Source organism: Caulobacter flavus, assembly GCF_003722335.1.
Classification (GTDB): domain Bacteria; phylum Pseudomonadota; class Alphaproteobacteria; order Caulobacterales; family Caulobacteraceae; genus Caulobacter; species Caulobacter flavus.
On record NZ_CP026100.1, the window covers coordinates 389774 to 415265 of the forward strand.

A 25492-nucleotide genomic window follows, 5' to 3' on the forward strand; every position below is an offset into this window, starting at 1 on the left:
CTCTCAATGAAAGAGGGCGGTCGCGGTGGGCTTGCAACTAGAGGAAAAGTGCGCTCCCAGGCTAGACCTTTCGCGCATGAACCTAGATTGTGCCTCGGGGGCGCTTGGATGGCTTGCTAGCAAGGAAATATCCTCCCCCAGATCGAATCGATGTGGGTGCGAATTGGGTACGGGTTTGGCTAGCGAGGAAAACGCTCCGGTTTTCATTGATGCCTTCGCGGGATGCGGTGGCCTCAGCCTCGGCTTGCTTAGGGCCGGATGGCGGGGATTGTTCGCCATCGAGAAGGATGCCTTTGCGTTCGAAACGCTGAAGACCAACCTCATCCATGGCCCACGGCAACGTTTTGCCTGGCCGAGCTGGCTTGAACAGCAGCCCTGGACCATCGAGTCCTTGATGGAAAAGCACGGCGCCGAACTCGGCAAGCTGCGCGGGAAGGTGGACCTGCTAGCGGGCGGGCCGCCTTGCCAGGGCTTTTCGAGTGCGGGACGGCGGCGGCCGGGAGATCTCCGCAACCAACTCGTGGAGCGCTACTTGGAGTTTGTCGAGCTGGTGCAGCCCGGCATGGTGTTGATCGAGAACGTCCGGGGCATCACGTACGATTTTGTCAGCACGGACGAGGAAGGCGAAGGCGAAACCCGACGCAACTTCGCCGAGGAATTGCTGTCGCGCCTGGGGCAACTCTATCACGTGTACTACGACACCATCCGGTGTTCGGAGTTCGGTGTCCCCCAAAAGCGTCCCCGCTTTTTCGTTGTCGGAATCCTCAAGTCTCCAAAGGCGAAGCGGCTCCCCAAGGGGCAGGACCCGTTCGCCCGGCTACGCGGCGGCAAGGTCAAGTTCCTGGAGCGAAAGGGACTCAAGCCGCAGGTCAGCTGCAAGCAGGCTATTTCCGACCTTGAGATCGAGCACGCCGGCAAGATCGAGAGCCCCGATACGAAGGGTTACGAGGCGATCAAGACTGCGTCTGCAAAGACAGATTACCAGCGCGTGATGCGCGATGGCCATGTCGGGCCGCTTACGGACACGCGCCTAGCTCGTCACCGACCTCATATCGTCGAGCGGTTCGGAAAGATCATCGCCGAGTGCAAGGCAGAGGGGCGGCTTAGCGTCCAACTGAACAGCGAGATGCGAAATCGCCACGGCATCAACAAGATGGCGACCCGGGTCCTCGACCCTAGCTTGTGCGCTCCCACCATCACGAGCATGCCTGACGATCTCCTCCACTATGCTGAGCCTAGGACGCTCACCGTCCGGGAAAACGCGCGACTGCAGACCTTCCCCGACTGGTTTGCATTCCAAGGCAAGTACACGACCGGGGGAGAGCGCCGGGCGCGAGAGGTGCCCCGGTTCACCCAGGTCGCCAACGCAGTGCCGCCCCTGATCGCCGAGATGTGGGGCCAAGTCCTGTTGTCCTACGTGAAGGAAGCCTCAGCGTTGCGCCGACTCGACCAGGCCGCATGAGCGACAGCGGTCCGCCTCCTCCATTTCCAGCGCAGCTCCGCAACTGGAGCGGCCATCGCTCCGGCGGGGTGCGCCGGTTGTTCGACGATGCAAGCGGGCGCCCCGGGGAGGTCGTGTTCAACACGAGCCTGCTCGCCCGCCTCCGGGGCTGGGCCGCAGCCCATGCGAACAGGACGCCATCGACCCCCCGCCTCGTTTTGCTCGTGGGAGGCCCGGGCAATGGCAAGACGGAAGCGATCGAGTCGACCATCCGGTGGCTCGACGAGGAACTTGGCTCCGACGCTCGGCTCGTTGAGCAACTGAGGCCGCAGTACAATCCTCCCGACGGCCTCGTCCCGCGCGTGGCCCAAGCCTCCCTTGGTTCCGGGCGGTCGCTGGTCATTGTCCAGGATGCGACCACCGTCATTGCGCCCGAAACGCGCACGGCGGCACAGCTGCTGCTCGCCGAGCTCGAAGTTGCGCTTGCGCAGCCGAGCGAGGCCTACCTCTGCTGCGTCAACCGAGGGGTCCTCGATGATGCCCTCGTGGAGGCCATTGATACTGGCGCAACCGAAGTCTGCGCGTTGCTCGAAGCCGTCACGCGCGCTGTTGGCCTCTTTCCGGATGCATCCGCCTGTTGGCCGCTGGACAAGTTTCCCGAGGTCAATGTCTGGCCGATGGATGCCGAGAGCTTGCTTCTTCCCTCCGAAGAGGGAGGGGAGCCTCCGGCCGCCTCGCTATTCGATGCAGCGCTGGAAGCTCGAAAGTGGCCGGCACAAGGTACCTGCGCGGCTGGGGCCTGGTGCCCATTCTGCAATAGCAGGGAGCAGCTATCCCGTGAGCGGGAACAGGCTTCGCTGCTTCGCATGCTGCGGTGGTACGAGGTCGCGTCCGGCAAGCGGTGGAGCTTTCGCGACCTATTTTCCCTCGCCTCCTACCTTCTGGCGGGAGGGCACGCAGACCAAGGAAGCAACTCGTCCCCGTGCGAATGGGCGAGGGACCTGATCGCCCGGGACGAAGTGGCGAAGCGCAAGGGCAAGCCGACCCAGGCTTCGTCCACTGCGATCTTCCAACTTGCCTCGGCCCAGTACCAGCACGCCCTTTTCCATTCTTGGCCGCAAGATGCAGGGCCAAGGCTCCTTCGTGACCTGAAGGACCTTGCCCTCGATGACGACAACACCGGCATGGGCCTGGCCTGGTTCCTCCAGGGACGCCGCGCGCAATACCTCCCGACGGTGATCAGTTCGGCGCTGGAGGGCGTCGTCGAGATCATGGATCCGGGACTGGCGAGCCCAGACGTCAAGGTCCAGGCCACCTTGCGGACCGCGTTCTGGCTGCGCGACATCGACGTGCGATTCAGTCGGTCCGTAAGCGAAGGCCTCGACTACGTCCGGCGGCAGCAGGTGCTTTCGAAGGTCGAGGTCGAGTTGCTTGAGCGCCTCTCCGCGCTCGACGCCGAACTCTCGCGGCCAGCAGTTCGCCGAAAGCGTCCGGCTGTGGCGACGCGAGTCCAGCGCCTTGTACGCGACTTCGCTTGCCGACTGGTTCGACGTGCGTTGGGCGCTCGCACCGCGTCGGTCAGGGACGCCAATCTCCTGGACGAATTCCAGCGCGTCCTTGAGGACGCCAGCGGAGACGAACTCTATGACGTCGCCCTGGATGTCGAGAAGCTGCTGAACAACAACCAAGAGTTCGAGATCTCGCTTACCACAACGTTCGGCCAGCCGCTTCCACCGCCGATGCACCGGGCGACGCTCGTCGTACCGGCCAGACCAGTGCGAGCCTACGACGCCGTTGCGTTGAACAGGCCCAAGACCCCGATCGCATTCCTCCGGGTCGGGCAGGGGGCGTCCGCAAAGTCCATCGCGCTGACCTACGAGCTTTTCCGTGCGGTGAAGGAGCTTAAGCGCGGGCTGTCGCCAGCCTCGTTGCCTCGTACCGTCCTCGCGCTCCTGGACACGACCCGGGCGCGCTTGTCTGGACCGATCGTTCGCGATTGCCAGATCCTGGAGCGTGCTTCCATCAAGATCGGCGAAGGCGGCGTCACGGTGAGCGAACGGCGCCAAGGATTTGCTGCGCGGAAAGAGGAGCCGGGCCGGTGAGCCTCGATAAATTCCACGAGGAGCCCTGGAAGACCTCCCATCGGACCTACGAGACATCGGCACTGGCGATCGCGCCGGCACCGGAATACGCGAGTTCGGAGGTCCTACTTTCGTCCCTCTACCGTGCAGTCGGCTTTGAGGGACACTCCGAGAGTTCAGTTCCTACGCGAGGGCGAGAGCTTGATCGCGATGTTCTCGCTTTCCGGAACAAGCGGGAACGAAAGACGGGGGCCGTGCTGGACGCGGATTCCCTGCACATGATGCTGCACTCGGCATTGGAAAGTCCGAAGCTTCCAAACCAGTCGGCAAAGCGCTTTCTACAAGTTACGCCGCTCGTGCCGCAGGTGGCGGTGTTTTCCGGCTCCGCGCGCCTTGCCGGCAACCCCTGGCCTGCGGGTGCGCTGGTGCGCCGGATGATCTGGCTTGGAGCGCGGGACGCCGTTGAGGCCGCCGGTGTCTGGGAAGGCCTGTTTGAAGCGCTCTCCGTGAGCGCCGACGATGATGTCTTCGCGCGCTTCCTACAGGCCGAACTGGCCACCTGGGCGCCGGAACCTCAATGGGCCAGCTCCGAACCAAAGCCGCTTCCCGTCCTTCGCCATGAGGATCGAGAGGGCCTGTCCTATCCCGCCCGTCAATTCGTGACCGACCTCCAGGCCATTGTTGCGGCCAAGACCGCCATGACGCGGCGGCAGTGGACGAGTCTTCTCGAAGCCATCGTTCGGATCGGCACCGTCTCGCATGTGCTTTGGCTATGCGATGTCCACGACAACATGTGGTCGATGGTTCGGCGCTCGGCTACGGGCGACTGTCCTGCTGATGTTTCGGAAGTCCGGACGCTTCTGTTTGGCCGTCGCGCGGGCCGGCTACCCTATGGCGACCGAGCACTTCCTTTGGCCAAGGACAGGGTCTCGGCCTTCCTTCAAGCGCGCCTAGGGCTGAACCAAGTCCTGTGGGCGCTTGAGGCGGCGGGCGGCCTGTCGGGAGGGCTTTCGACCTCCGAGGAAGTGTTCCAGCTTTGCGAAGCTGCTCGCGATGCTGCGGCGCGTGACGGGGCAGAGGCCTTGCTGAGCGGGCTTTCGGAGACGCGAGAGCGTGAGAACCGGACCGTGCTCTGCCGCAAGGGCATTGGCTCGAACCTCCTTGAGTTTGTTCGCCACGCCCTTGGCCAGCGCCAGACGGCGAACGCAGCGCTGCGGGGCTACGACCAAGGATTTGTCCTGCGAAAGAAGGGGGCGGCAGCATCGAGCCCGTGGATCGTTTCCCTGGGACCCGTTGCCGTCCTAGCGCTCGTGCACTGCTCCTTGGCCAAGACCTCGGGGCCACGCTCCGTCCGGTACCTAGCCCAACACATGTCCGGCTACGGCATAATGATCGACCATCAGGAAATCGCCGAGAGCGACCTCGGTCACCAACTACGCATGCTCGGCTTGGTGCTGGATAGCCCCGACGCGGAGAGCGGAATGCTCCTGGTGCCACCGTTTGCGGAGCAAGCCGCTTGAGTTCCATTGCCTCAACCCTTGCCGGCCTGATCCGCGAACGCGTGACGGCGGATGCGCAGGACGCCTCCGCAGAGATCCGCCTGATCTTCCATGGCCCACCGCTGGAAATCCTGGACGACGTCTTCGCTGCATTGGAAGCGGGCGTGGCCGAAGGGCGTGTCCCCGTGGTCCTCCAGGTGCCTTCGCTCGCACCAGGAGAGCCGAACCCACCGATTGGCCAGTCGGGACGTTGCAACGAAACTCACCTCCTGAATCTCCGCAACTCCCCTGCGGAGCCAAACTACGTGGCATTGGTTCCTCCGGGACGACATGCAATCAAGTCGATCGCGACCACCAGCGGGGACTTTGGCGTCGCGGTTGCGAACAACGCCGGCAACGCACCCTTTGAAAACTGGTGGGGAGATGCGTTTGTCCAGGAACTCGTCGGCCGTGCGATCCGAAGCATGGGCTTTGGTGAGGACGAGGAGGAAGCTGCCCGTTCCATCGTCCAGAATGCTGCGGAAGCGGCCGACAGCGTAGAGGCCATGCGGGAAGCCAGGATTGGAGCCTGGCGCGTGATTGCGAGACTTCATGCCGCCGCTAGCGGGCCGGCAGGCCTGACCCCAGCCGGCCGGCTGGCGCTGGCATGCGGGGTCCCGCCGATGGCTGGCGGCGCTTTCGATGCGAAGGCCCAGCTCTCGACCCTGGACAAGCTCGCCGACGCCCTGAGCGAGGGCTTCTCGACGGGCATTTCAAAGGCGATCGAGACTGCCGGCGGCGCGGACGCAGGCAATCTCGCCAAGTTCCTGTCCCATCTCGAGGGTGTCTGCGAGCTACCGACCTCGTTCGAGCGATCTCCGGCCGCGTACTATGTTCCCACGACGGGGCGTGACCTGCCGGATCCCCCAGTGTGGTGGACCTTCCTGACCGTCGAGAAGTGGGCCGAGTACCTCGCGGAGGAAAGCGCCCAGGCTGGCGACATCGTCATGTCGTGCCTCAATGCCCTCATGCCTGTCTCCAAGGGCATGCCCATCCTGGTGGAAGGCGAGGTAGAGCTAGGCTTCACTACTGTCGGCGGCACGGGCTCGGAGGTCCTCGTCACGATCGAGCGGACACCGGGTGGTCCCGAAGGCAAGCAAATCGGCGAGATTACTCCCGACACCGGACAATACTTCGTAGACGACGCCCCGCCCGTCCACCGCGCACCAATGCGCTACGTGGCAAGCGCGGATGGCTTCAAGCCTGGAACCCTCAAGGTCGTATCAATGGCGACATGGGGGCCTGGCCTCTATGTGGCCTGCCGGGGCGCCAGGAAGTTGTCGCCCCCCAAGCGCCGGAAAGGCAAGCGCGGCCCCGAGTATGAGGCGGGCCTCATCGTGTCGGGCGCCGGTCGCTACGAGCTTCTCCTGCTGGCCTCGCCGGGCGTGACGATCCATGACACGGCGATGGGAAGCACCGACGACGCTGCCGAACGAGGCGATGTCGCGCACCAGCTTGCCGTCCGCACCGGTGCGCACTTCAAGCACCTGGAGATCGAGACAGACGGCAACTATCAGGTCGACATCGGCTTCGAGCGGGAGGGCTCGGACGGCAAGAAGACGACGGAAACTTGCCGCGTATTCCTGACTGTCGAGGAGGTTGCCCAGCAAGGCTGCAGGAGTGAGTTCGAGCGGCTGATCAGGGCCAATCGAAGGGTTCTCCAGCCGGCTGACGCGAAGCCAGTCATCAATCCCAACCGATATGCACGGTCGACGACGCTCCAGGAATGGATCATCTCGTCGGAGGCGGTGGCTCGCTCCTACCTGCCATCCGTGCTTGGGGAAGACTATGTTGACGCATGGGCCCAGCCATCCTGGAGCGAACGTGGCCCAATCTTCTCGACCGGCCAGTTCCTGAAGGATCCCCGTCCAAGTCCCGAAGAGTTCATCCCGCCAGAAGGCTTCGTCGAATCTCGCGAGCTGATCGCCTCCCGGATCCGGGGCGGCGGGGACGAGACGGGCGTCATCGAGATGGCCCAACTCGGACGCTGGCTCATCGACGATGCCGAGTTCAAGGCTGCCGTCGAGCTATACCTCTCGGCATACAACACCTGGCTCGCCAACGATCCGGATGTTGCTTGCTGGGTCGACGCCATTGTCGTGGCGTCTTTCGAGCACGATGGCCATACCATCTCGCGCACGCCGGACGCGATCCTCCTGTCGCCGCTCCACCCGCTCCGCATCGCCTGGCACTGCGTCGCGCAACAAGTCCTGCGAGAATCCGAGCTGACCGAGCGGCCGTGCCCCGCTGCGAGCGTCTTCGACCCTGATTGTGTGCCCGACATCCTGTCCCTGGCACTCCGTTCGCCTGCCGGCATCGACCACGTCGACTTCGTCGCTGTCGAGAATGGCACCGACTATTGGTCGGTCCTTTGGAATGGAAGCAAGCTCAAGGGCCTCCCCGAACGGTCGAGGCGCGCGCCCTTTGGCGAAGCCTTCGGCGTCACGGTCGGAGGGATCTCTGCAGGATTCAGCGCAGCGCAGGTCGGGCGCGCCCTTGAGGATGTTTCTGACCTCCTCGCGGCCAAGCCTGCAATCGGCGTCGCGGTGGCTAGCGCAGGCGGTGCGACCGATGCATGCAATGAAGGCCTGATCAGTTGGACGTCCGATCGCTTTGGCGAGAGTGATCGCAAGCCGCCGGTCCTGGCGGCCGGATCCCGTGTCGTCGAGATCTTCGACGATCGCGCGGCGACGGCTCGGCCAGACGACGCCACGATCGCCAACCTGTCCGAGGATACGAACAATTGCGTCCGTTGGTTCGTTGGGCAGCCTCAGGGCGTGGTCCCCGACCTCGGCATCATCGCCCAGCTCGACATGTCCGAGCCAGAAACCATTCCAGTCGCCAACCGGACGCCCATCGGCTTGGGCGGCCTGATCCGGCATCGAGTTCGCCGACAACTGCCGGGCCATTTCCTGAGCGAGTCTCGGCAGGCGCTGCCTGGTCCCAAGACCGGGGATGACCTGGCCGACGACGTCGCGGCTGTGCTCGCCAGGATGGAGAACCTCGGTGAGGCGCGGATTGGGCTAAGCTTCGCACCGAACGTCAACGCCGTGCGCAACATGCTGACGGTCCGGAAAACGGACTTCGTCGCGGTTTCTTCGTCTGCCATCGATCCAGCATGCTTCCTCGGCGGGTGGCTGGAGGGCACCTATCTCTGGGACTACGACCTCCCATCCTATTCCCATCGCGCGGGCGACACGAACGGCTACTACCTGCTCTCGCAGGTCAAGGAAGCCGACCGCGAAGCCCTGGCCAAGGCCCTTGGCCGACTTCCGGGCTGCGAGGCGATGCCTCCTGGCGACGTCGAGGAAGTCCTCCTGGAAGTGGCCAGGCGCGGTATCCCGACCATCCGGGGCCTCGCTGGCGACGACTCCGGCGCCACCGGCGACCTCGGCTTGTTCCTCGCGGTTCGATTGCTCCAGGATCGTTTCCGCAAGTCCGGCGACTTCGAGAGCTTGCTCCCAGTAGTCTCGGACAAGGAGGACGATGACGTCCTGGCGATCGTCGTGCCGGTGGATCCCTTCCGTGGCTACCTTTCAGACCTTTCGCGCTCCCTTGGGCGCGATCGGAAAGAAGGAGGCCAATCAAGGCCGGACTTGCTGGTCATCGGCATGCGTTGCAATGCCTCGGGCGTCCAACTCCACCTGACGCCAGTCGAGGTAAAGTGTCGCCCGAAGTCGACCTTCCCTGCGAGCGAGGTGTCCGACGCCCTGGATCAAGCCAAGAACCTTTGCGGGCTCCTCGGCGAGATGCTCCCTCGCAAGGAGCAGCCCCGTGCCTGGGCGCTGGCCTTCCAGCATCTTCTCTTGTCGATCGTCGGCTTTGGCATGCGGGTCTACAGCCAGCATCCGGACGTCGTGGACCAAGATCGTTGGTCCAGGCTCCACGAACAGGTTGCCGCGTCCATACTCTCGGCCGAAGCGAGCATTACGGTCGACGAGCGAGGCCGTTTGATCGTTATCGACGAGAGTCCGAGAAGTGTCCCTCGTGACCGCGATGGCGATGGGTTTGACGAGACCATCACCATCACAACCGAGGACGCGACTACGATCGTGTCCGGCGACCCAGCCGCGTTCTACGCCTCCGTGCGCGAACGGGTTGGAAACTGGCAGTTGCTGCCTGGGCAGCAAGTCCATCGGCAAATGCCAGAAGCCGCCTCTTTCGAGTCTCTTCCTGTTGAAGTTGCCGAGGAGCAAGAAGCCCTAGAGCCTGAGGTGGTGCAGCCGCCCAGTCCAGATGCTGGCGGCGCTCCGCCAGTGGATAGTGGCCAGCAGCCTGTCGCGGACGCCAAGGGGATCGTCCTGAACGTGGGCAGCACCGTTGATGGCTTCCAGCCTCGCAAGCTCACGCTGAACATATCGGATACGCGGCTCAGCCACATGAACATGGGGGTTGTCGGTGACCTTGGGACGGGCAAGACCCAATTCCTCAAGTCGCTGATTACCCAGGTATCCGCCGCTGCGCAGGAGAACCGGGGCATCAAGCCGCGCTTCCTGATCCTCGACTACAAGCGGGACTACAGCAGCCCGGATTTTGTCGAGGCAACGGGCGCTCGTGTCGTGAAGCCGCACAACCTGCCGCTCAACCTGTTCGACACGTCCTCCATGGAGGACGCCAATGCTCCATGGCTCCAGCGCTTCTTCTTCTTCCGGGATGTGCTCGACAAGATCTACTCGGGCATCGGCCCGGTCCAAGGCGAGCGCCTGAAGCGTGCGGTGAAGGCCGCCTATGCTGCCGCTGCGCCCGGCGAGGCGCCAACGCTTGATGCGGTCCACGCCGAGTACGAGACGATCGTCGATGGCAAGCCGGACTCGGTGTCCTCGATCATGAGCGACCTCGTGGACATGGGAGTGTTTGCTTCCGACCAGCGCAAGATCCAGCCATTTAGCGAGTTCCTGGATGGCGTGGTGGTCCTTTCTCTGGACGCCCTCGGCCAGGATGACCGGAACAAGAACATGGTCGTGGCGATCATGCTGAACTTGTTCTTCGAGAACATGCTCAAGACGCCAAAGCGCGAGTTCCTCGGCAGCGACCCCCAACTGCGCGCCATCGACTCGTTCCTTCTCGTCGACGAGGCCGACAACATCATGCAGTACGAGTTCGACGTTCTGAAGAAGCTGCTGCTTCAAGGGCGCGAGTTCGGCACGGGCATCATCCTGGCCTCCCAGTACCTGAAGCACTTCAAGGTCAATGCAACGGACTATCGCGATCCATTGCTGACCTGGTTCGTACATAAGGTGCCCAATGTCACCCCGGCCGAACTCGCGGCGTTGGGTCTGACGGGCCAGTTGTCGGAACTGGCGGACAGGGTGAAGGCGTTGAAGAACCACCAGTGCCTGTTCAAGTCCTTCAACGCCCTAGGCGGCGAGGTCATTCGGGGTCTGCCGTTCTTCGAGCTGAAGGATGCGCAAGACTAGGAGACGATGGCAGACTTCCTGACGCCAGCGCAGCGTTCTGAGCGGATGTCCCGGATCAAGTCGCGGGACACCAAGCCCGAACTGGTCCTGCGCAGCGCCATGCATAGGAAGGGCTTCCGGTTCCGCGTCAACGACACGCGGCTGCCTGGCAAGCCGGACATCGTGTTTCCAAAGTACCGCGCCGCCGTGTTCGTGCATGGGTGCTTTTGGCATCGGCATCCCGGTTGCTCGATCGCGACGACGCCAAAGAGCAATACGGCGTTCTGGATGGAGAAGTTCGACCGGAACGTCGCCCGGGATGCTCGGTCCAGGGAGGCGCTGGAAGCGAGCGGCTGGCGCGTGTTCACGGTGTGGGAGTGCGACCTCAAGTCGTCGGCGAAGATCGCTGAGGCCGCCGCGCGCCTCGCGGAACAGCTTCTTGCATCCCGACCGACCGGACATGCCGAAGTGTAGTCCAGGATGCTAAGGGTACGGTCGTGGCGATGATCCTCTTGGAATCCTCATGGCATACTCTGAACACCTGAAAGACCTGAAGGCAGTCTGGGGCGACTCCTGCCACGCGATGTGGGCCGAGTTGCTCTGCATCGCGATGGCAGAAAGCCACGTGGTATCCAACTACAAGGACATCCCGGCGTCGAAGTCGATCGACGAGATGTTCTACGCTCCTGAACTGAGGGGGCGGATCAACGCCCTGACTCGGGACACGTTTCTTGAGCGAACGCCAAGTTATCGCCACGCAGTCGTCACCAACCGCATCGTGATCCTGTCGGCCTCGTTCGAGGCCTATTTTTCCAGTTTCCTAGACGCCTACATCCAAAGTCGAGCCAAGCTCTTCGATGCCGCGATCGGCTCCCGGACGCCCGCCGGCGACAAGCTTTATGGCGAGGTGCGCAAGGTGCGAGGGCTCGTCCAGCGCATACAGGCTTTCTCGGAGCATACCGGTTCGGGCATCAAGAAGATCGAGCCCTACCTATCCTACCTGGGGGACGTCTACACGCTCCGGAACGTACTGGCTCACCGTGCCGGCTTGGTCGACGATCACGCGTCCAGGGAACTGGTCAACGTTCGCATCGCATCGGGCGAAAAGGTCATATTGAGCCCGGCAGTGCTCATCGATCTCGCCGCGCCAGTAATGAGCATTGCTGATCTTCTGGACCGCAAGATTGTCAGCGAGTACGACCCGTCTACGGGGCGGCACCGGCCAGAACACATCGCCGAGACGGGGCGGCGGCGTCCGCCGAAAATCCGCCCGTCGCGCAAGGCAAAATCCTAGTGGCAAGTGGGCGGCGACTACATCGCCGACGCGTGCCCTAGGTGTAGCGGCGCGCAATAGTGAACGGCTCGACGCGAGATACAAGGCGTGTTTCGACGCATATTAGCTGAGACGTCTGTGCCTACTCGGCGCACATTGTGTGAGACTGAAACCACAATGGTTGAGACCGACGCGCGCTATTTGAGACCGACGCACGGTCGATGAGACGCTTCAGAGCGGCAGGCCCGCGGCGCGCATCTCCTCCATCAACTCCGTCGAGCGGGCGGGATCGAGCCCGCCGCGGAACAACTGCCGGATCTCTGCCGGCTTGGCGTCGAACAATTCCGCGAGAGACTTGAGATCGTAGCCGTGCCGCGTCAACTGCGGCTCTAGATCGTCGGCGCGGCGCGACAAGACGGTCTCGACGATCGCCTTGTCGATCGGCTTCACGCCAGCCTCGAAACCGGCCTCGAACACCCGCACCAGCGAACTGCTGAGCTGCAACGGCGTCTTCAGACGCACCGCAAGCAAAGTGGCGGCTTCCTCTGTGATGACGTCTTCAGGTTGGGCGTCGGAGTGGAGGGAACTCTTGAGGGTCCAGTCGAGAAAGTCACGCTGCCGTTCGCGCAACCCTCCGAACTCGAAAACAGTCGTCCGGTCGCCGACCTCTTCCATGCTGGGCCGCCGCAGGTCATTTTTGAGCTTGGGGTGGCCGACCAGAACGACGGAGAGTTGTCCGCCGCCTTCCACGACGAGTTCGATGAGACGTTTGAGCGCGGTCAGCGTCTTGGGGTGCAAGGCGTGGGCGTCGTCGATGAATAGGGCCACTGGCTTCTTGGCCTTGCGAAACAGTTCCTGAAGGTCGCGCTCACGTCGTTCACTCTGGCGGGAAATGACGACGGCCTTGTCCGACGACAGATCGTAGAACAGTGCGGAGATCAGCAGGGGAACCGTGATCTTCACCTTGTCCACCGTCAGGGACCTGGAGACGATGACCCGCCCTTCACGCTCAAGTTCGGTCCGAAGCTGACGCGATAGCACCGTCTTGCCGGACCCGATGACGGCGGTGAGCGCGATCAGCCGACCGCTCATGATCGCTGTGCGCAGGTCGCGCGAGATCTGAGCGTGGTGATCAGTCTCGAAGAATTCGACATCGACCGGCGATCGTTCGAGGCCGTAATATTCCATCACTTCGGTCAGCATCCGTAGAGCCCTCCTCGGCGCCCTTGGGGAAATCGCTCGCGTATCGCCGCCAAAATCTCCGGCCTAGCCAGCGTCCGGCGAAGCAGGTCATCGACAAAGCGGCGGTCGTCATCGGACAGCTTGGCCAGCGGGAAGCGCACTTCGTCAGCGATGGCCCGCCGGGCCGCCAGAACGCTCGGAAAGGCCAACTCGTGGAAGGGGTCGGGGTCGCGGAACGGTCTGGATGGAAGCGCGGCCGAATCCTGTTGAACGCCGATCATCACCACATCGTCTTCGCCGCTCAGCGCCGAACGCGGGAGCTTGAGCTGCGCCGCCAGCTCTCCGACCTTGTCGGCGCGAACCTCGCAACGACCCTTGCGATGTTTTCGATAGCGATGAAGGGGGATCGGGCCACCGACCGGGGTGTAGGGTCCGAAGCGCTCCTCGCCCTGTTCGACGAATAGCTCCTGATCGAAGAGGCCCCACCAGACGACAACGGTCTCGCCCGCCAGGTCAGGATCGACCTCATAGGTGACGCCGGCCACCGTGATCCGGCAGTCGATGCCGACCGCGCGTCGTTCGGGTTCACGGGCGAAGGTGCAAAACCGCTCCCAAGCGCACATCTGGCGCACGCCATCGGGCGGCAGATTGCCGAGCCAGTCATGAAGGCGGCTGTGCGGCTCGGATCGATGATCGCCGCTGTTGTAGGTGGCGATATAGCGGGCGAGCCAGCGGTTGGCCTCTTCCTCGGTTTCGGGCTGATGGAAGTGATAAAGCGTTTCGTGGGCGTCCTTCACGGTCCTGAACGGCCGCTCGACCTTGCCCTTGGCCCGGGCTGTGGTCCGCCGGCCATCGCTACCGGCTGGCATGTGGATTATCGCCTCGATGTTGAGGCTCTCCATCACGCGCTGAAACACCCCGGATTTCGCGACCGGGCCATTGTCGAGATAGAGCGTCGTGGGGACGCCCTGGAATGGATTGGCCTCGTCCGGCTTGGCCGACATGGCGTTGAACAAGAAACGCAGCGCCGATTCAGCGTCCTCGCCATAGACACAACGATATTCCTGATAGGCGACGCCGGAGCGGTCATCGACCACGCTGAACAACATCAGCGTCGGCGCGCCGTTCCGATCAGGATCGATCCAGGGCGGGACGGCGAGTTGCTTCAGCTCCGAAGGGCTCATGTCGAAATGCCACAACGCGTTCGACTGCTCGGCTTGAAACCGCACTGCTGGCGGCGGCCGGGTCATCCGCTCGTTGTCGTAGCCGAGGCGACGCATGTGACGGTTGATGGTCGAAGCGGTCAGCTTGCCAGGTGGAAGCTTCTGCAGGCCGTCCGGGGTCTCGACCCCATGCTTCTCTAGTAATTCGAGAATGCGGACCGTTGAGAGATGTCGCCCTTTTCGGTTGGTGGTTCGCACCTTCATCGCCGCGATGATCTCGCACCAACCTTCGACTTCGGCGCCCGACAAGACCCGCGGCCGGCCACGGTCGGCGCGATGTGCATGGCGGGGATGGCCGCCCCCACGGAGCAGACGATACAGCGTAGCCCGGCTGACGCCGTAGAGCGTGCCTGTGGAGAGCAAGAGTTGCTGACGATCAGGGTGTTTGGCCGGCAAGGCGGCCAGACGCCGACGGAGCATCACCAGCGCCTCAACGGGGACGCTGGTGCTCGGCGCCATCAGCCAGCCACTTGAAGCTGGCGCGGCCGAACTGCCGCTGGCGCATCGAGTAGGGCCTGGCCCGCCGCCTTGGGCGTTCCATCGCCGTTGACGTAAACATAGAGGGTCGTGGTGGTCAGACCCAGGCGGCGGGCCACCTCCGTGGCTTTGGCCTCGCGGTCAGCCATCGCCGCCATGGCCATCATCAACGTCGCCCGGTCCATCTTGCGAGGTCGGCCGCCCATACGTCCCCTGGCCCGCGCTGCGGCCAGGCCTGCGTTGGTCCGTTCTGAGATCAGCTCGCGCTCAAACTCGGCGAAGGCCGCAAAGATGCCGAACGCCAAGCGGCCGTTGGCCGTCGTCGTATCGATCTGCGCGCCAGCTCCGGCGATGACCTTCAGGCCCACCCCGCGCGTCCGCAACTCATCGACAGTGTTGACCAGGTGGCGGAGATCTCGGCCGAGCCGGTCGAGTTTCCAGAGCACCAAGGTATTGCCAGGCTGGAGCGCCTTGAGGCAGGCCGCCAGTCCCGGCCGATCATCACGCCGGCCGGAGGCCAAATCCTCATAGATGCGGTCAGGTTCGACGCCGGCTGCGGCCATGGCGTCACGCTGCGGCGCCAACGTCTGGCTCCCGTCGGCTTTGGACACGCGAACGTAACCCACCAGCACCCGGCCGCTCCGTCAGAAAAGACAGATCGGAGGGTGCAAGCTTGCGATCATTTCCGCAACGGGTTTTCTGGTGGCGCAGGATCACTCCTGGGCCAATTGCGGCGACCGTCAGGAAACCGGCCGTTTTCCTGGGGGGTGACGCGGGCGAGCCCATTGGCGTGATTAGCGTCTCAATGACGTCTCTGGTTTCGCGCGGCGCTGAAAGGCCAGGGCAATTGTTGCTGCGATTTCGTTGAGCTGCGCGAGGAACTGTTCGCCTGGAACTCCATGGTCCTGCACGAGGTGCATTTCGAAGGCTCGGCGAACGTGGCGCGCCGGTCGCACCGCTCGCGAGCGCCATCGAACGTGACTTCGGAAGCCACGATAGCTGGGCGGCGGAGTTCGCCGGCATGGGCAAGGCGCTCGGCGGCGGTTCCGGCTGGGTTCTGCTGGCCTGGAGCGAGCGCGACCAGCGGCTTGTCCATCAGTGGGCCTCCGACCACACCCAAATCGCCGATGGCCGGCCGCTGCTTGCTTTGGACATGTACGAGCACGCCTATCACATGGACTACGGGGAGCTCACGTCGACGCCTACATGAAGGCGTTCTCCTGGGGAGGCGACAACGCGCGCTTCGCCCGCGCCGTCGCCTGATACGCATCGATGTCGAATCGTGAGCGGCTGTGGCCCTGACGGGCTGCGCGGCGCCAATTGGACGAGCAGGCCCTTCCAATCGCGCTTGCAAGGCGGTAGCTATCGCCCACCGGGCCATCGCGGATCGCCCGGTTAGACGGCCCGGTCGTCCAAGATCCGCTCCTTGGAGCGTGCGCGTAAGGCGCGCGCAGGGGAGCGTGTGCCTTGGATTTCGGTTTGTGCGTCGAGCCCGCGTGGGCTTCTTTTTTCCTAGCAAGCGAACGTCACCGCGAAAGCCGGGTCGGTCCGCCTTGCTTGGGCGATTTCGCGAGCCATCCTTCAGCGCGGCCACGCAATCGCGCGTGCGATCTGAGCCACAGCGGAGTGATGGCATGACCGCGTCTGCCGAACTCGATATGGCTGCCGAGCCGCAGCCGCCGGCGCTGAGCTATCCGCAGCTGTTCTTACGCTTCCTGCGATTCGGGCTGATGGCCTGGGGCGGGCCGGTGGCCCAGATCGCGATGCTACGGAAGGAACTGGTCGAGGAGGAACGCTGGATTTCCAGCGCGCGCTTCAATCGCCTGCTCGCTGTCATGCAGGTTCTCCCTGGGCCAGAGGCCCATGAGCTCTGTGTTCACCTTGGCATGCGCGCCAAGGGCCGGCTCGGAGGCATGCTCGCGGGGCTGGCGTTCATGCTTCCCGGCTTCCTGCTGATGTTCGCCTTGTCCTGGCTCTACTTCGCGATGGACATCCAGTCGTCTGCGCTCGGCGCCGCCTTCCTCGGCGTGCAGGTGGGCGTCGTCGCCATGATCGTGCGAGCGGTGCACCGGATCGGCGAACATGTGCTGAACGACCGGTGGCTCTGGGGCCTGGCCCTCGGCGTCGGGTTGGCATCGCTCCTAGGCGCGAGCTTTTGGGTCGTGCTGCCCATCGCCGGGGTGGTCTATGCGCTTGCTGCATCGGGTCGGCAATCTCTGGCGCTCGTGTGCGCGTTCATCGGGGTCGCCCTAGCGACCGCCGTCATCTGGTGGTCGCCGGGCGTTCAACCGGGCGATGTGCAAGCCGTCGGCGCATCGGCTGGTCCGATGGCTCTCTTCCTCTCCGGTCTCAAAGCCGGGTTGCTGACGTTCGGCGGAGCGTACACGGCCATCCCGTTTCTCCGGAACGACGCGGTGGGGCGGGGTTGGATGACCGACGGTCAGTTCCTCGACGGTCTGGCGCTCTCGGGCATCCTGCCGGCGCCGTTGATCATCTTCTCCACCTTCGTGGGCTACGTCGGCGGCGGCCCGATTGGCGCCCTAGCCATGACCGCCGGGATTTTCCTGCCCGCCTTTGCGTTCTCGCTGATCCTCTACGATCGTCTGGAAGCCGTCCTGGAGGTCAAGCAGCTGCACGCGCTCCTGGAGGGCGTCGCTGCCGGCGTGGTGGGCCTGATAGCCGCAACGACGCTGCAGCTCGGGCAGGCGACGGCGGAACGGGTCCCGGTGCTCTGGCCAGCCCTGGTCATCTTTGCTGGCGCGCTTGCCATCCTTTATCTTTGGAAGAGCAAGCTCAACATCGTGGCCGTGATCTTCGCCGCCGGGGCGGCGGGCTGGTTCGCCTATGGGTGAGCAAAGCCCCCCCGCGGGGTCAGACGCCAGTCTGGACGCCCACGTCCCCATAGCCGGCCCAACAAGTTGTTGACTGTCGAAACCGTGTTGATGAGCCGCAGCGCACTGGCGCTGCGGCGAACGAGGAGAATATCTATGAAGCGAATTACGCTGACGCTGACGCTCGTCGCCGGCGCCTTTTTTGGCCAAGCCGCGAGCGCGGCCCCTGACTGGGCCGCCGTGGGCCGCGCACTGGGCAAAGAGGGCGCTGTGCAGCCCGGCGGAGTCTATCGAGTCGGGATGCCGCGGACCGATCTCAAGGTGACCCTGGACGGGGTGCCGATCAGGCCTGCGCTGGCGCTCGGATCCTGGCTTGCGTTCCAGGACATGGGCGACCACGCCATGGTCATGGGCGACCTGGTTCTCACGCACGAGGAGGTGAACCCGGTCATGAAGGTTCTCGTCGAAAACGGCCTCGAAGTGACCGCGCTCCACAACCACCTTCTGCGGTCCTCGCCGGCCACGATGTACATGCACGTAGGTGGTCACGGAGATCCGGTGAAGCTTGCCGCGGCGCTGCAGAAGGCGATCACGCAAAGCAAGACCCCGATGGGGGCGGCATCCACGGTCGCGCCCGCTACGCCCGCTCCCGCGATCGACACGGCCGGCCTTGACCGCACGCTGGGCTACAAGGGCAAGGCCACGGGCGGCATCTACCAGTTCAGTGTTCCGCGCGCGGAGCCGGTTCGGGAAGCCGGCGCTGTGGTGCCCGAAGCCATGGGCTCGGCCACGGTCATCAACTTCCAGCCCACCGGCGGCGGCAAGGCCGCCATCACCGGTGACTTCGTCCTGACGTCCGACGAAGTGAACCCGGTGATCCGGGCGCTTCGGGCGAACGGCATAGAGGTCACCGCGCTCCACAACCACATGCTGGACGACGAGCCGCGACTGTTCTTCATGCATTTCTGGGCGAACGACGACGCGCTGATGCTCGGGCGCGGGCTTCGGTCGGCGCTGGATCACGTCAAGGCCGCCAAGCCATGAGGACCTGGGCCGGCATGGCGGCGACGGCGGTCTTGGCCGCCGCGCTCTCCAGCGGAGTGACTTGGGCCGTGGCGGGCAAGGATCGTGAGCCGACAGCGTTGCAGGGGGTAGGCCCGAACGGGCCACCGCTCACCATGACTGTGGCGGGGCTCCAGGCCGTTTGCGAGGTCAATGGCTCAGACCCTCGGAGCTGGTGCGCCGGCTACCTCATGGCCGCCGCCGACACGCTGCAGGCTTTCGGCGCAGGAGGGCACAAGGCCGGGACCTGTGCTGTCTCCTACCGGGTGGAGGATCTGGCGCCCCTCTACACGGGATGGGCGCGCCGATCCCCGCAGGCTGCGGATCTGCCGATGCTCGCCGGGGTCAGTCTGGCATTCCGCGAAGCCTGGCCCTGCCCCTAAGGCTTCACGGGGACACTCGGACAAGGCGCTAGGTCTCTTGCAAAGGCGCTCGCCCCGGCGTTTACGTGCGTTTCGAGGTGATACTCGTTCCGACCGATCCAGTTCAGATATCCGGCGCGCAGCGGTCGTCGGATTGCGGAGGATCGTCGCACACGCCATGGCGATCACCCGCAATGCCTCCCGCTCTGAGACGCGTCTCACCGACCGTGGGTCGGTCTCAAATAGTGCGCGTCGGTCTCAATCATTGTGATCTCAGTCTCACACAATGTGCGCCCCGGAGCGGCGAACGTCTCAGCTAATGTGCGTCGAAAGGCGTCATGAATCTCGCGTCGAGCCGTTCACTATTGCGCGTCCCTACACCTAGGGCTTCAATTCGTTCGGTGGCGATCGTCGATACGGCAGCTTGAAGAACTCCAACCCGCTCTGTCAGCCAAGCGAGTTGCTCGTCCGATATTGAGTAGTCTGGCGAGTACCGTGCTTCGATGTAGGCGCGCTGGAGCAAGTTGAAGCACTTGCGGTCAAACTTCCTTTCGCGTGGCCAGAGGCCCCTCAGCCGTTCATCGAGGGCCTCGGCACGATCACGCAGCAAAGTTAGGCGGTGGGTCCTGGCGCTGTAGCGCGTGAGGATCAAGATCAAACCGTGGTAGGCCTTTTCGGCGGCTTGATGCAGGAGGAACGCCGCTTCCCTCGGACGGGATAGCTCCTGGGCTGTGCTGGCCAGCTTTGATAACGCGCGGCTGCTGGGTAGCCAGTCATCGACATAGCGCTTTGCCTCCGAGCATGCCGCCGCTGCTGGAATGGCGGTGGGCGCGGCGAAGGGGAAATCGGGTTCCTCGAAGAGGATGACACCCTCGCGGAGCATCTCGGTGAAGAACAGGCGACCGGACCGGAGCTGTTCGTTCACATCATCGAGGTCGTGGACGATGAAGTTGGTCTGGGTGCGCAGCCGATTGCCGTTGCTCAGTTCATCCAGGAAGGCGCAATCGGCCTTTGACCAGAATTCGTCGAGGTCCGTGAGGTCGGGGTGGTTCACGACGACTAGGAGGTCGTAGCTGGAAAAATACCTCCCGGCCGGGTCCTCGATCCAGTCGCCGCGAGCGTAGCTGTCGAACAGCACGATCTTGAGCAACCTGCCGTTTCGGTATCGTTGCTGCGTCCTGTGGGCAATGGCCCTGGCAAAGGTCGCTTGCAGGGTCTCCACGACGAACGCTAGCTCGCGGCGTTTTCCGTCGGGCAGATGATCAAGGCTTTGCTTCATTGGACGTCTCTCGGGTTTTGGCCGAAGTGCAAGTAAAGCGAGTTTCGATGGCGTTCTGAACCAATGGGATAGTGAGAGTCGGGAAAGCTGTCGGCACGCTGGGTTCTGGCCTGGGGGCGAGTGGCTGCGCTCCGTGCGGAGCGCGGGCGCCAGCGGGATGGACCGTTCGGCCCATCCCTTCGTTGGCCGCGTCGGCCGGTCCCGGCCTTTTGGCGGCCAAGGATCACGGCGCGGGCGATGCGCCGGAAGGGGATGGACGAAGCTTGCGGACATTGATCGCCGAGGCGTCGATCACGTTCTTGATGTGGGCGGCGTAGTAAGTCTCGATCATCTCGACGCTGGTGCGGCAGTTCTTGGCGACCTGATAGATGTCAGCCCCGTTCATCAGGCGCGTGCAGATGTAGGTGTGGCGCAGGCTATAGGCGGTGCGTCGCCGGCCCTCGCGGTCGGTCTTCATGCGCAGTTCGTCGAGGATGGCGTTGAAGAGTTCGCGCTGGAAGGCAGGGAAGAGGCGATCGAGCGGTTGCCCGGCATTGCGTTCCTTGAGTCTGCTGAACGGCTCCACAGCTTCGGGCATGCTCTTGCACCAGCCGACGCCTCGCTTGCCACGGACGGCGATTTCAAGGATGCGCTCGCCGGTAGCCCCGTCGGAGATTACCGCGACGTCTCGATACTCCAGGCGCAGGGCCTCGTCTGGACGCAGGCCCGTGTTGATCATGATGAGTGCGTAGTCGCGCAGGTTTTCGCCGGCCTCGCGCCAGCGCTCCTTCCGGGGGCGCGCGACGCGATCATGAAGCGCCGCCTCGAACAGCCCCCATTCCTCGGGCGAGAACCAGGCCCTGTGCGAGATCTTGCCGGACCGGCCATAAGGCGCTGAAAGGTCGGGAAGGTGGTCGATCCAGCGCAGCCGGATCGCCGTCTTGAGGACCTGGCGCAGGCAGACGATTTCCTGGTGCAGGGTGCTGCGAGCGGGTGGCGTGCCGCGATGGCGGTCGCCCATGCGCATGACGCGATACTCGGCGATCACGCCTGCATCGATTTCGCGCACGCTCATCATTCCAAAGAATGGGATCAGGTGGTTGGCCAGCCGCGCGCGATGGCCAGCAACATAGATCGGGTTGCGTTGGCCTTGGGTCAGGGCCTCGAACTCGACCATGAAGCGGCTCGCTGCTTCCCGAAAGGTTTGACGTGGCGCGCTGGCGGCCGAACGCAGGCCACGTCGGCTCGTGAGTGGCGCGGGGCGGGCGACCGGCTGGCCCGTCGTGCGGCCGGAGCCGATGGCCTCGCCGTTGGCCAGCGACAGATACCAGTCGTGGGCAAAGGCGGCAGCTCGGGTGAGGCCATCCTCGCCAGTGTTGGCGCGGTGCTGGCGCCCGCCGACCGAGCACGCGCACTGCCAGTTGGGACTACCACTGCGCAGGTAAAGCTGAACCTTGCCGTCCAGGATCGCGTGGCGGCCGTCGCGAGGTGGCGAAAGTCCGATAGATTGGGATTGTGCTACTGCGGCAGCGGAGTGTGCTAGCTCTGTGCTAAGCGCTGCCTTGGAGTGGCGATAAGAAGTTGTTGTTTGTAGGGTTTTTCTAGCTTTGGCGGTGGAGCGCATAGGATTTTAAGTCCGCTGCGTCTACCAGTTTCGCCATGCCCGCACTGGTGCAACCGCCTTAGCGCACAGGGGGTCGGGCGTCGAGACTCGGCCTTGGCGGGCCAGCCCCCGCGCACGCCGCCCCGCCCGCGTCCACCCCGCCTCTCACGAAATCAGTTGCAGCCCACGCGAGATTAGCTCAACTATTCATCAACCCCTGATCCTCTCGGGAGTGAGCCAAGATGTTTTCCCCATCCGTGCTCCCAGATATCGATCGGCACCCCTGCCTGTGCGGGGAGTCTTCCCATCCCTATGTGGATCACGGGCGCAGACTTTTCGCTCGCAGCGGCGGCTATACGGCTCAGCTTTTCTGCTGCACCGCTTGCGGTCACAAGAACTTCACGCCACCCCCGCCGCCGACGGCGCTCAACGAAGTCTATTCGACCGCCTATTTCAACGACGACGCCGAACGCACGCTCTACGCCCAGCGGTATGCGGCGCCCTCGTTCGACATGGCCGACGACCTCGCCGTGCCGCTGGCCCAGCACGCGGGCCGCGCCGCCCGCGTTCACGAGTTCGGCTGCGGCACCGGCCTGACCGTGCACCACCTGCGCAAGCGTGGCTTCGACGCCAGCGGATCCGACTGGTCGGAGGAAGCCATCGCCTTCGGCCGGAAGATGGGCAACGACCATCTCATCCACGAATCCCCGACCCGGCCCGCCGATATCCACGACCTGGACGTCGCCCTGTCGAACCACGTGATCGAGCACGTGAACGACCCCATCCAGTTCATGCGCGACATGGCCGCGAAGCTGAGCCCCGGCGGCGTGCTGCTGCTGCGATGCCCGAACGGCGACGGCGCGATCGCCCGGCGCATGGGCATGCTGTTCGACCCGCTGTTCTACTATCCCCACCACATCCACTATTTCAGCGCCTACTCGCTGGCCGCCTGCGCCAGGGCCGCGGGGCTCAAGATCATCTCCATCACCGCGACCTCGCGCTTCACGCCGGGCCTGCGCGAGGCCGTCTTCCCGCCGGTGTTCGGCGACGACGACGACCTCCTCCGCGCGGCCTCGACGGCGTTCGAGAGCGAGGAACTGCAGCTCGTGGCCGGACTGCCGTCGCACCCGGCCGTCTCCGTCGACCTGTCGCTGACCTCGCCCGCGCCTTCGGCCAGGAGCCTGGAGACCTACGACAGCCACGAGAGCTTCCACCTGGGCGGCCCGTGGTCCTACGACCTGCTCCACGAGACGCTCGAAGGCTGCTGCCCCATGGAATGGAGCGCCGAGCACGCCTACTGGTATTTTGGCCGCTGCTTCATCAACGATCACTGGATGGCGCACTACGGCACGGAGTACCGCCCGGGCCTGTCGTTCGTCGCGCCGTCGGACGGAACCTACGAGTTCGAGATCGTATCGGCCCTGCGCCACGCCTGGCTGCCGGAAGTACGCCTGATCATCGACGCCCGCCGTAACGAGACCAGGCACTGGATCGAAAGCCCGGCCCCGCGAACCTTCATCAGGCGCGCCAGCCTGGCCACCGGCGAGCGGTTCACCATCGCCGTCGAGAACCCGCATCCGACCGAGCAGAAGCTCGTCACCCTGGTTCGCGCCCGCAAGATCGCCGGCTAGATCAGTCGGCCGTCCAGCCGCCGTCGACGACCAGCGAACTGCCGGTCATCAGGGCGCTGGCGTCGCTCGCCAGGAACACCACCGCCCCCATCAGGTCTTCCACCTGGCCCAGACGGCCCAGCTTGATCTTGGAAAGCACGCTGTCGAGGAAGGCCTTGTCCTCGAAGAACGGCCTGGTCAGCGGGGTCTCGATGAAGGTCGGGGCGATGGTGTTCACCCGGATCCCGTGCGGCGCCAGGTCCAGGGCCATGGCCTTGGACAGGCCCTCCAGCCCCCACTTGCTGGCGCAGTAGAGGCTGCGCCGCGCGCCGCCCACATGGCCCATCTGCGAGGTCAGGTTGACGATCGAGCCCTTGGTCCCGGCCTCGACCATCCGCGCCGCCACGGCCTGGGCGACGAAGAAGGCGGCCTTCAGATTGAGGTCGAGCACGGCGTCGTAGTCGTCCTGCGTCACCTCGACGAAGGGCTTGGGACGGTTGGTGCCGGCGTTGTTGACCAGCACGTCGAAGGCCGGCGCGGCGGCCATGGCGGCTCTGACCGCCGGCAGGTCGCCGACGTCGAGCACGAGCGCTTGCGCCTGGCCGCCTTGGCCGCGGATTGCTTCGGCCGCCGCCTCGATCTCGCCGGCCGAGCGCGCGGCCAGAGTCACCGCCGCGCCGGCCTGGGCCAGGGCCGCGGCGGCGGCCAGGCCGATACCGCGCCCCGCCCCCGTCACGAGGGCCCGGCGGCCGTCCAGGCGGAACGAGGGCGTGCGCGGCAGCTCCAAGCCCCCTACTCCGCCGCCGGCGCCGGCGAGGCCGCGCCGGCATAGGGCACCTCGCGGCCGCCGTAGCGGCGCACGCGGATGTTGGCCTGCTCGCCGTGGCCGGCAAAGCCCTCCAGGGCGCACAGGCGCGAGCAGTATTCGCCGACCAGAGCGCTGGCCTCGTCGGTCAGCACCTTCTGATAGGTGCAGGTCTTGAGGAACTTGCCCACCCACAGGCCGCCGGTGTAGCGGGCCGCCAGCTTGGTCGGCAGGGTGTGGTTGGTGCCGATCACCTTGTCGCCGTAGGAGACGTTGGTGCGCTCCCCTAAGAACAGCGCGCCGTAGTTGGTCATGTGGCGCAGGAAGTAGTCCGGGTCGGCGGTCATCACCTGCACGTGCTCGGAGGCGATCTTGTCGGCGATCTCGACCATCTCGGCGTCGCTGTCGGCGAGGATCACCTGGCCGAAGCTCTCCCAGGCCCGGCGGGCGATGGCGGCCGTCGGCAGAACCTGCAGCAGCTTCTCGATCCAGGCGATGGTGTCCTCGGCCAGCCTGCGCGAGGTGGTCAGCAGGATCGCCGGGCTGTCGGGGCCGTGCTCGGCCTGGCCCAGCAGGTCGGTGGCGCACAGCTCGCCGTCCACCGTGTCGTCGGCGATGACCAGGGTCTCGGTCGGGCCGGCGAAGAGGTCGATGCCGACGCGGCCGAACAGCTGGCGCTTGGCCTCGGCCACATAGGCGTTGCCGGGACCGACCAGCATGTCGACCGGGGCGATGGTCTGAGTGCCGAGCGCCATGGCCGCCACGGCCTGAACGCCGCCCAGGCAGTAGATCTCGTCGGCGCCGGCTAGGGCCTGGGCCGCGACGATCGCGGGCGCCGGCTTGCCGCCGAACGGCGGGGCGCAGGTGACCACGCGCGGCACGCCGGCCACCTTGGCCGTCAGCACCGACATGTGGGCCGAGGCCAGCAGCGGATACTTGCCGCCGGGCACGTAGCAGCCGGCCGCGTTCACCGGGATGTGCTTGTGGCCCAGCACCACACCGGGCAGGGTCTCGACCTCCAGGTCCAGCAGCGTCTCGCGCTGCTTCTGGGCGAAGCCCTTGACCTGGGCCTGGGCGAACTCGATGTCGGCCAGGTCGCGCGGCGACAGCTGGTCGATGCAGGCCTGGATCTCGGCCGGCGACAGGCGGTAGCTTTCGCGGTCCCAGCCGTCGAACTTCACCGACAGGTCGCGCACCGCCGCGTCGCCGCGAGCGGCCACGTCGGCGAGAATGCCCTCCACCGTCTCGCGCACCGCCTTGTCGGCGCTCGCCACCGCGCCGGCGTCTGCGCCGGTCTTCAACCATCTGGCCATGGCCGTCCTCCTGGAAACTCCCGAGGCGGTGTGTGGC

Annotated in this window: 18 protein-coding genes; 11 read left to right on the plus strand and 7 right to left on the minus strand. The window is 64.7% G+C overall.

What is annotated here, in order from left to right:
- Window positions 1–76 precede the first annotated feature (76 nt).
- Genes C1707_RS01910 through C1707_RS01935 form a run of 6 tightly spaced genes read left to right on the plus strand, consistent with a single transcriptional unit; the run spans window position 77 to window position 11750 of the window.
- The gene (locus C1707_RS01910; protein ID WP_101711783.1) at window positions 77–1462 is read left to right on the plus strand and encodes a DNA cytosine methyltransferase; all 1386 of its coding nucleotides are present in this window, start codon (window positions 77–79) and stop codon (window positions 1460–1462) included.
- Complete coding sequence (locus C1707_RS01915) at window positions 1459–3543, plus strand: hypothetical protein (RefSeq protein WP_101711782.1); 2085 nt, start codon at window positions 1459–1461, stop codon at window positions 3541–3543. The genes C1707_RS01910 and C1707_RS01915 overlap by 4 nt, the downstream gene beginning before the upstream one ends.
- Window positions 3540–5042, plus strand: coding sequence for a hypothetical protein (locus tag C1707_RS01920; RefSeq protein ID WP_101711781.1), 1503 nt, complete (start codon window positions 3540–3542; stop codon window positions 5040–5042). Before C1707_RS01915 ends, C1707_RS01920 begins: the two co-directional genes overlap by 4 nt.
- Window positions 5039–10477: a hypothetical protein gene (locus C1707_RS01925; RefSeq protein WP_101711780.1), complete on the plus strand. Its 5439-nt coding sequence runs from the start codon at window positions 5039–5041 to the stop codon at window positions 10475–10477. The genes C1707_RS01920 and C1707_RS01925 overlap by 4 nt, the downstream gene beginning before the upstream one ends.
- Window positions 10478–10483: 6 nt before the next feature.
- Window positions 10484–10930, plus strand: a complete 447-nt coding sequence (locus C1707_RS01930; protein WP_101711779.1) for a very short patch repair endonuclease — start codon at window positions 10484–10486, stop codon at window positions 10928–10930.
- 49 nt (window positions 10931–10979) lie between these two features.
- A complete protein-coding gene (locus tag C1707_RS01935) occupies window positions 10980–11750 on the plus strand; it encodes a hypothetical protein (protein ID WP_101711778.1) in 771 nt (256 codons plus the stop codon).
- 210 nt (window positions 11751–11960) lie between these two features.
- Here C1707_RS01935 and C1707_RS01940 read toward each other — a convergent pair whose 3' ends face one another.
- From C1707_RS01940 to C1707_RS01950, 3 genes are read right to left on the minus strand one after another with little or no spacing between them, the layout of a single operon-like run.
- Entirely contained in the window at window positions 11961–12932 is a 972-nt protein-coding gene (locus C1707_RS01940) for an ExeA family protein (protein ID WP_101711777.1), read from the minus strand.
- Window positions 12926–14593 (minus strand): DDE-type integrase/transposase/recombinase, encoded by a 1668-nt coding sequence (locus C1707_RS01945; RefSeq protein WP_101711776.1) that lies wholly within the window; start codon window positions 14591–14593, stop codon window positions 12926–12928. The genes C1707_RS01940 and C1707_RS01945 overlap by 7 nt, the downstream gene beginning before the upstream one ends.
- Window positions 14593–15243: a recombinase family protein gene (locus tag C1707_RS01950; protein ID WP_101711775.1), complete on the minus strand. Its 651-nt coding sequence runs from the start codon at window positions 15241–15243 to the stop codon at window positions 14593–14595. The genes C1707_RS01945 and C1707_RS01950 overlap by 1 nt, the downstream gene beginning before the upstream one ends.
- A 338-nt stretch (window positions 15244–15581) precedes the next feature.
- On the opposite strand from C1707_RS01950, the gene C1707_RS01955 reads away from it, so the two are divergent.
- From C1707_RS01955 to C1707_RS25930, 4 genes are all read left to right on the plus strand, one after another.
- Entirely contained in the window at window positions 15582–15821 is a 240-nt protein-coding gene (locus C1707_RS01955) for a Fe-Mn family superoxide dismutase (RefSeq protein WP_240633938.1), read from the plus strand.
- Window positions 15822–16245: 424 nt separating this feature from the next.
- Window positions 16246–17463, plus strand: coding sequence for a chromate efflux transporter (chrA, locus tag C1707_RS01960; RefSeq protein WP_180896902.1), 1218 nt, complete (start codon window positions 16246–16248; stop codon window positions 17461–17463).
- Window positions 17464–17553: 90 nt separating this feature from the next.
- Entirely contained in the window at window positions 17554–18486 is a 933-nt protein-coding gene (locus C1707_RS01965) for a DUF1259 domain-containing protein (RefSeq protein ID WP_205686812.1), read from the plus strand.
- A gap of 209 nt (window positions 18487–18695) precedes the next feature.
- Window positions 18696–18887: a hypothetical protein gene (locus tag C1707_RS25930; protein ID WP_137803289.1), complete on the plus strand. Its 192-nt coding sequence runs from the start codon at window positions 18696–18698 to the stop codon at window positions 18885–18887.
- Window positions 18888–19182: 295 nt separating this feature from the next.
- Here C1707_RS25930 and C1707_RS01975 read toward each other — a convergent pair whose 3' ends face one another.
- The gene (locus tag C1707_RS01975; protein WP_101711772.1) at window positions 19183–20145 is read right to left on the minus strand and encodes a HEPN domain-containing protein; all 963 of its coding nucleotides are present in this window, start codon (window positions 20143–20145) and stop codon (window positions 19183–19185) included.
- Window positions 20146–20368: 223 nt separating this feature from the next.
- Window positions 20369–21748: a tyrosine-type recombinase/integrase gene (locus C1707_RS01980; RefSeq protein ID WP_240633847.1), complete on the minus strand. Its 1380-nt coding sequence runs from the start codon at window positions 21746–21748 to the stop codon at window positions 20369–20371.
- A gap of 293 nt (window positions 21749–22041) precedes the next feature.
- Between C1707_RS01980 and C1707_RS01985 the strand changes: the two genes are divergently transcribed.
- Window positions 22042–23358 carry a class I SAM-dependent methyltransferase gene (locus C1707_RS01985; RefSeq protein WP_164467248.1) on the plus strand — a complete coding sequence of 439 codons (1317 nt, stop codon included), beginning with the start codon at window positions 22042–22044 and terminating at the stop codon, window positions 23356–23358.
- A 1-nt stretch (window position 23359) separates the two neighbouring features.
- Here C1707_RS01985 and C1707_RS01990 read toward each other — a convergent pair whose 3' ends face one another.
- Window positions 23360–24124, minus strand: a complete 765-nt coding sequence (locus C1707_RS01990) for an SDR family NAD(P)-dependent oxidoreductase (protein ID WP_101711770.1) — start codon at window positions 24122–24124, stop codon at window positions 23360–23362.
- 5 nt (window positions 24125–24129) lie between these two features.
- Window positions 24130–25455 carry a histidinol dehydrogenase gene (hisD, locus tag C1707_RS01995; RefSeq protein ID WP_101711769.1) on the minus strand — a complete coding sequence of 442 codons (1326 nt, stop codon included), beginning with the start codon at window positions 25453–25455 and terminating at the stop codon, window positions 24130–24132.
- Between the last annotated feature and the right edge of the window lie 37 nt (window positions 25456–25492).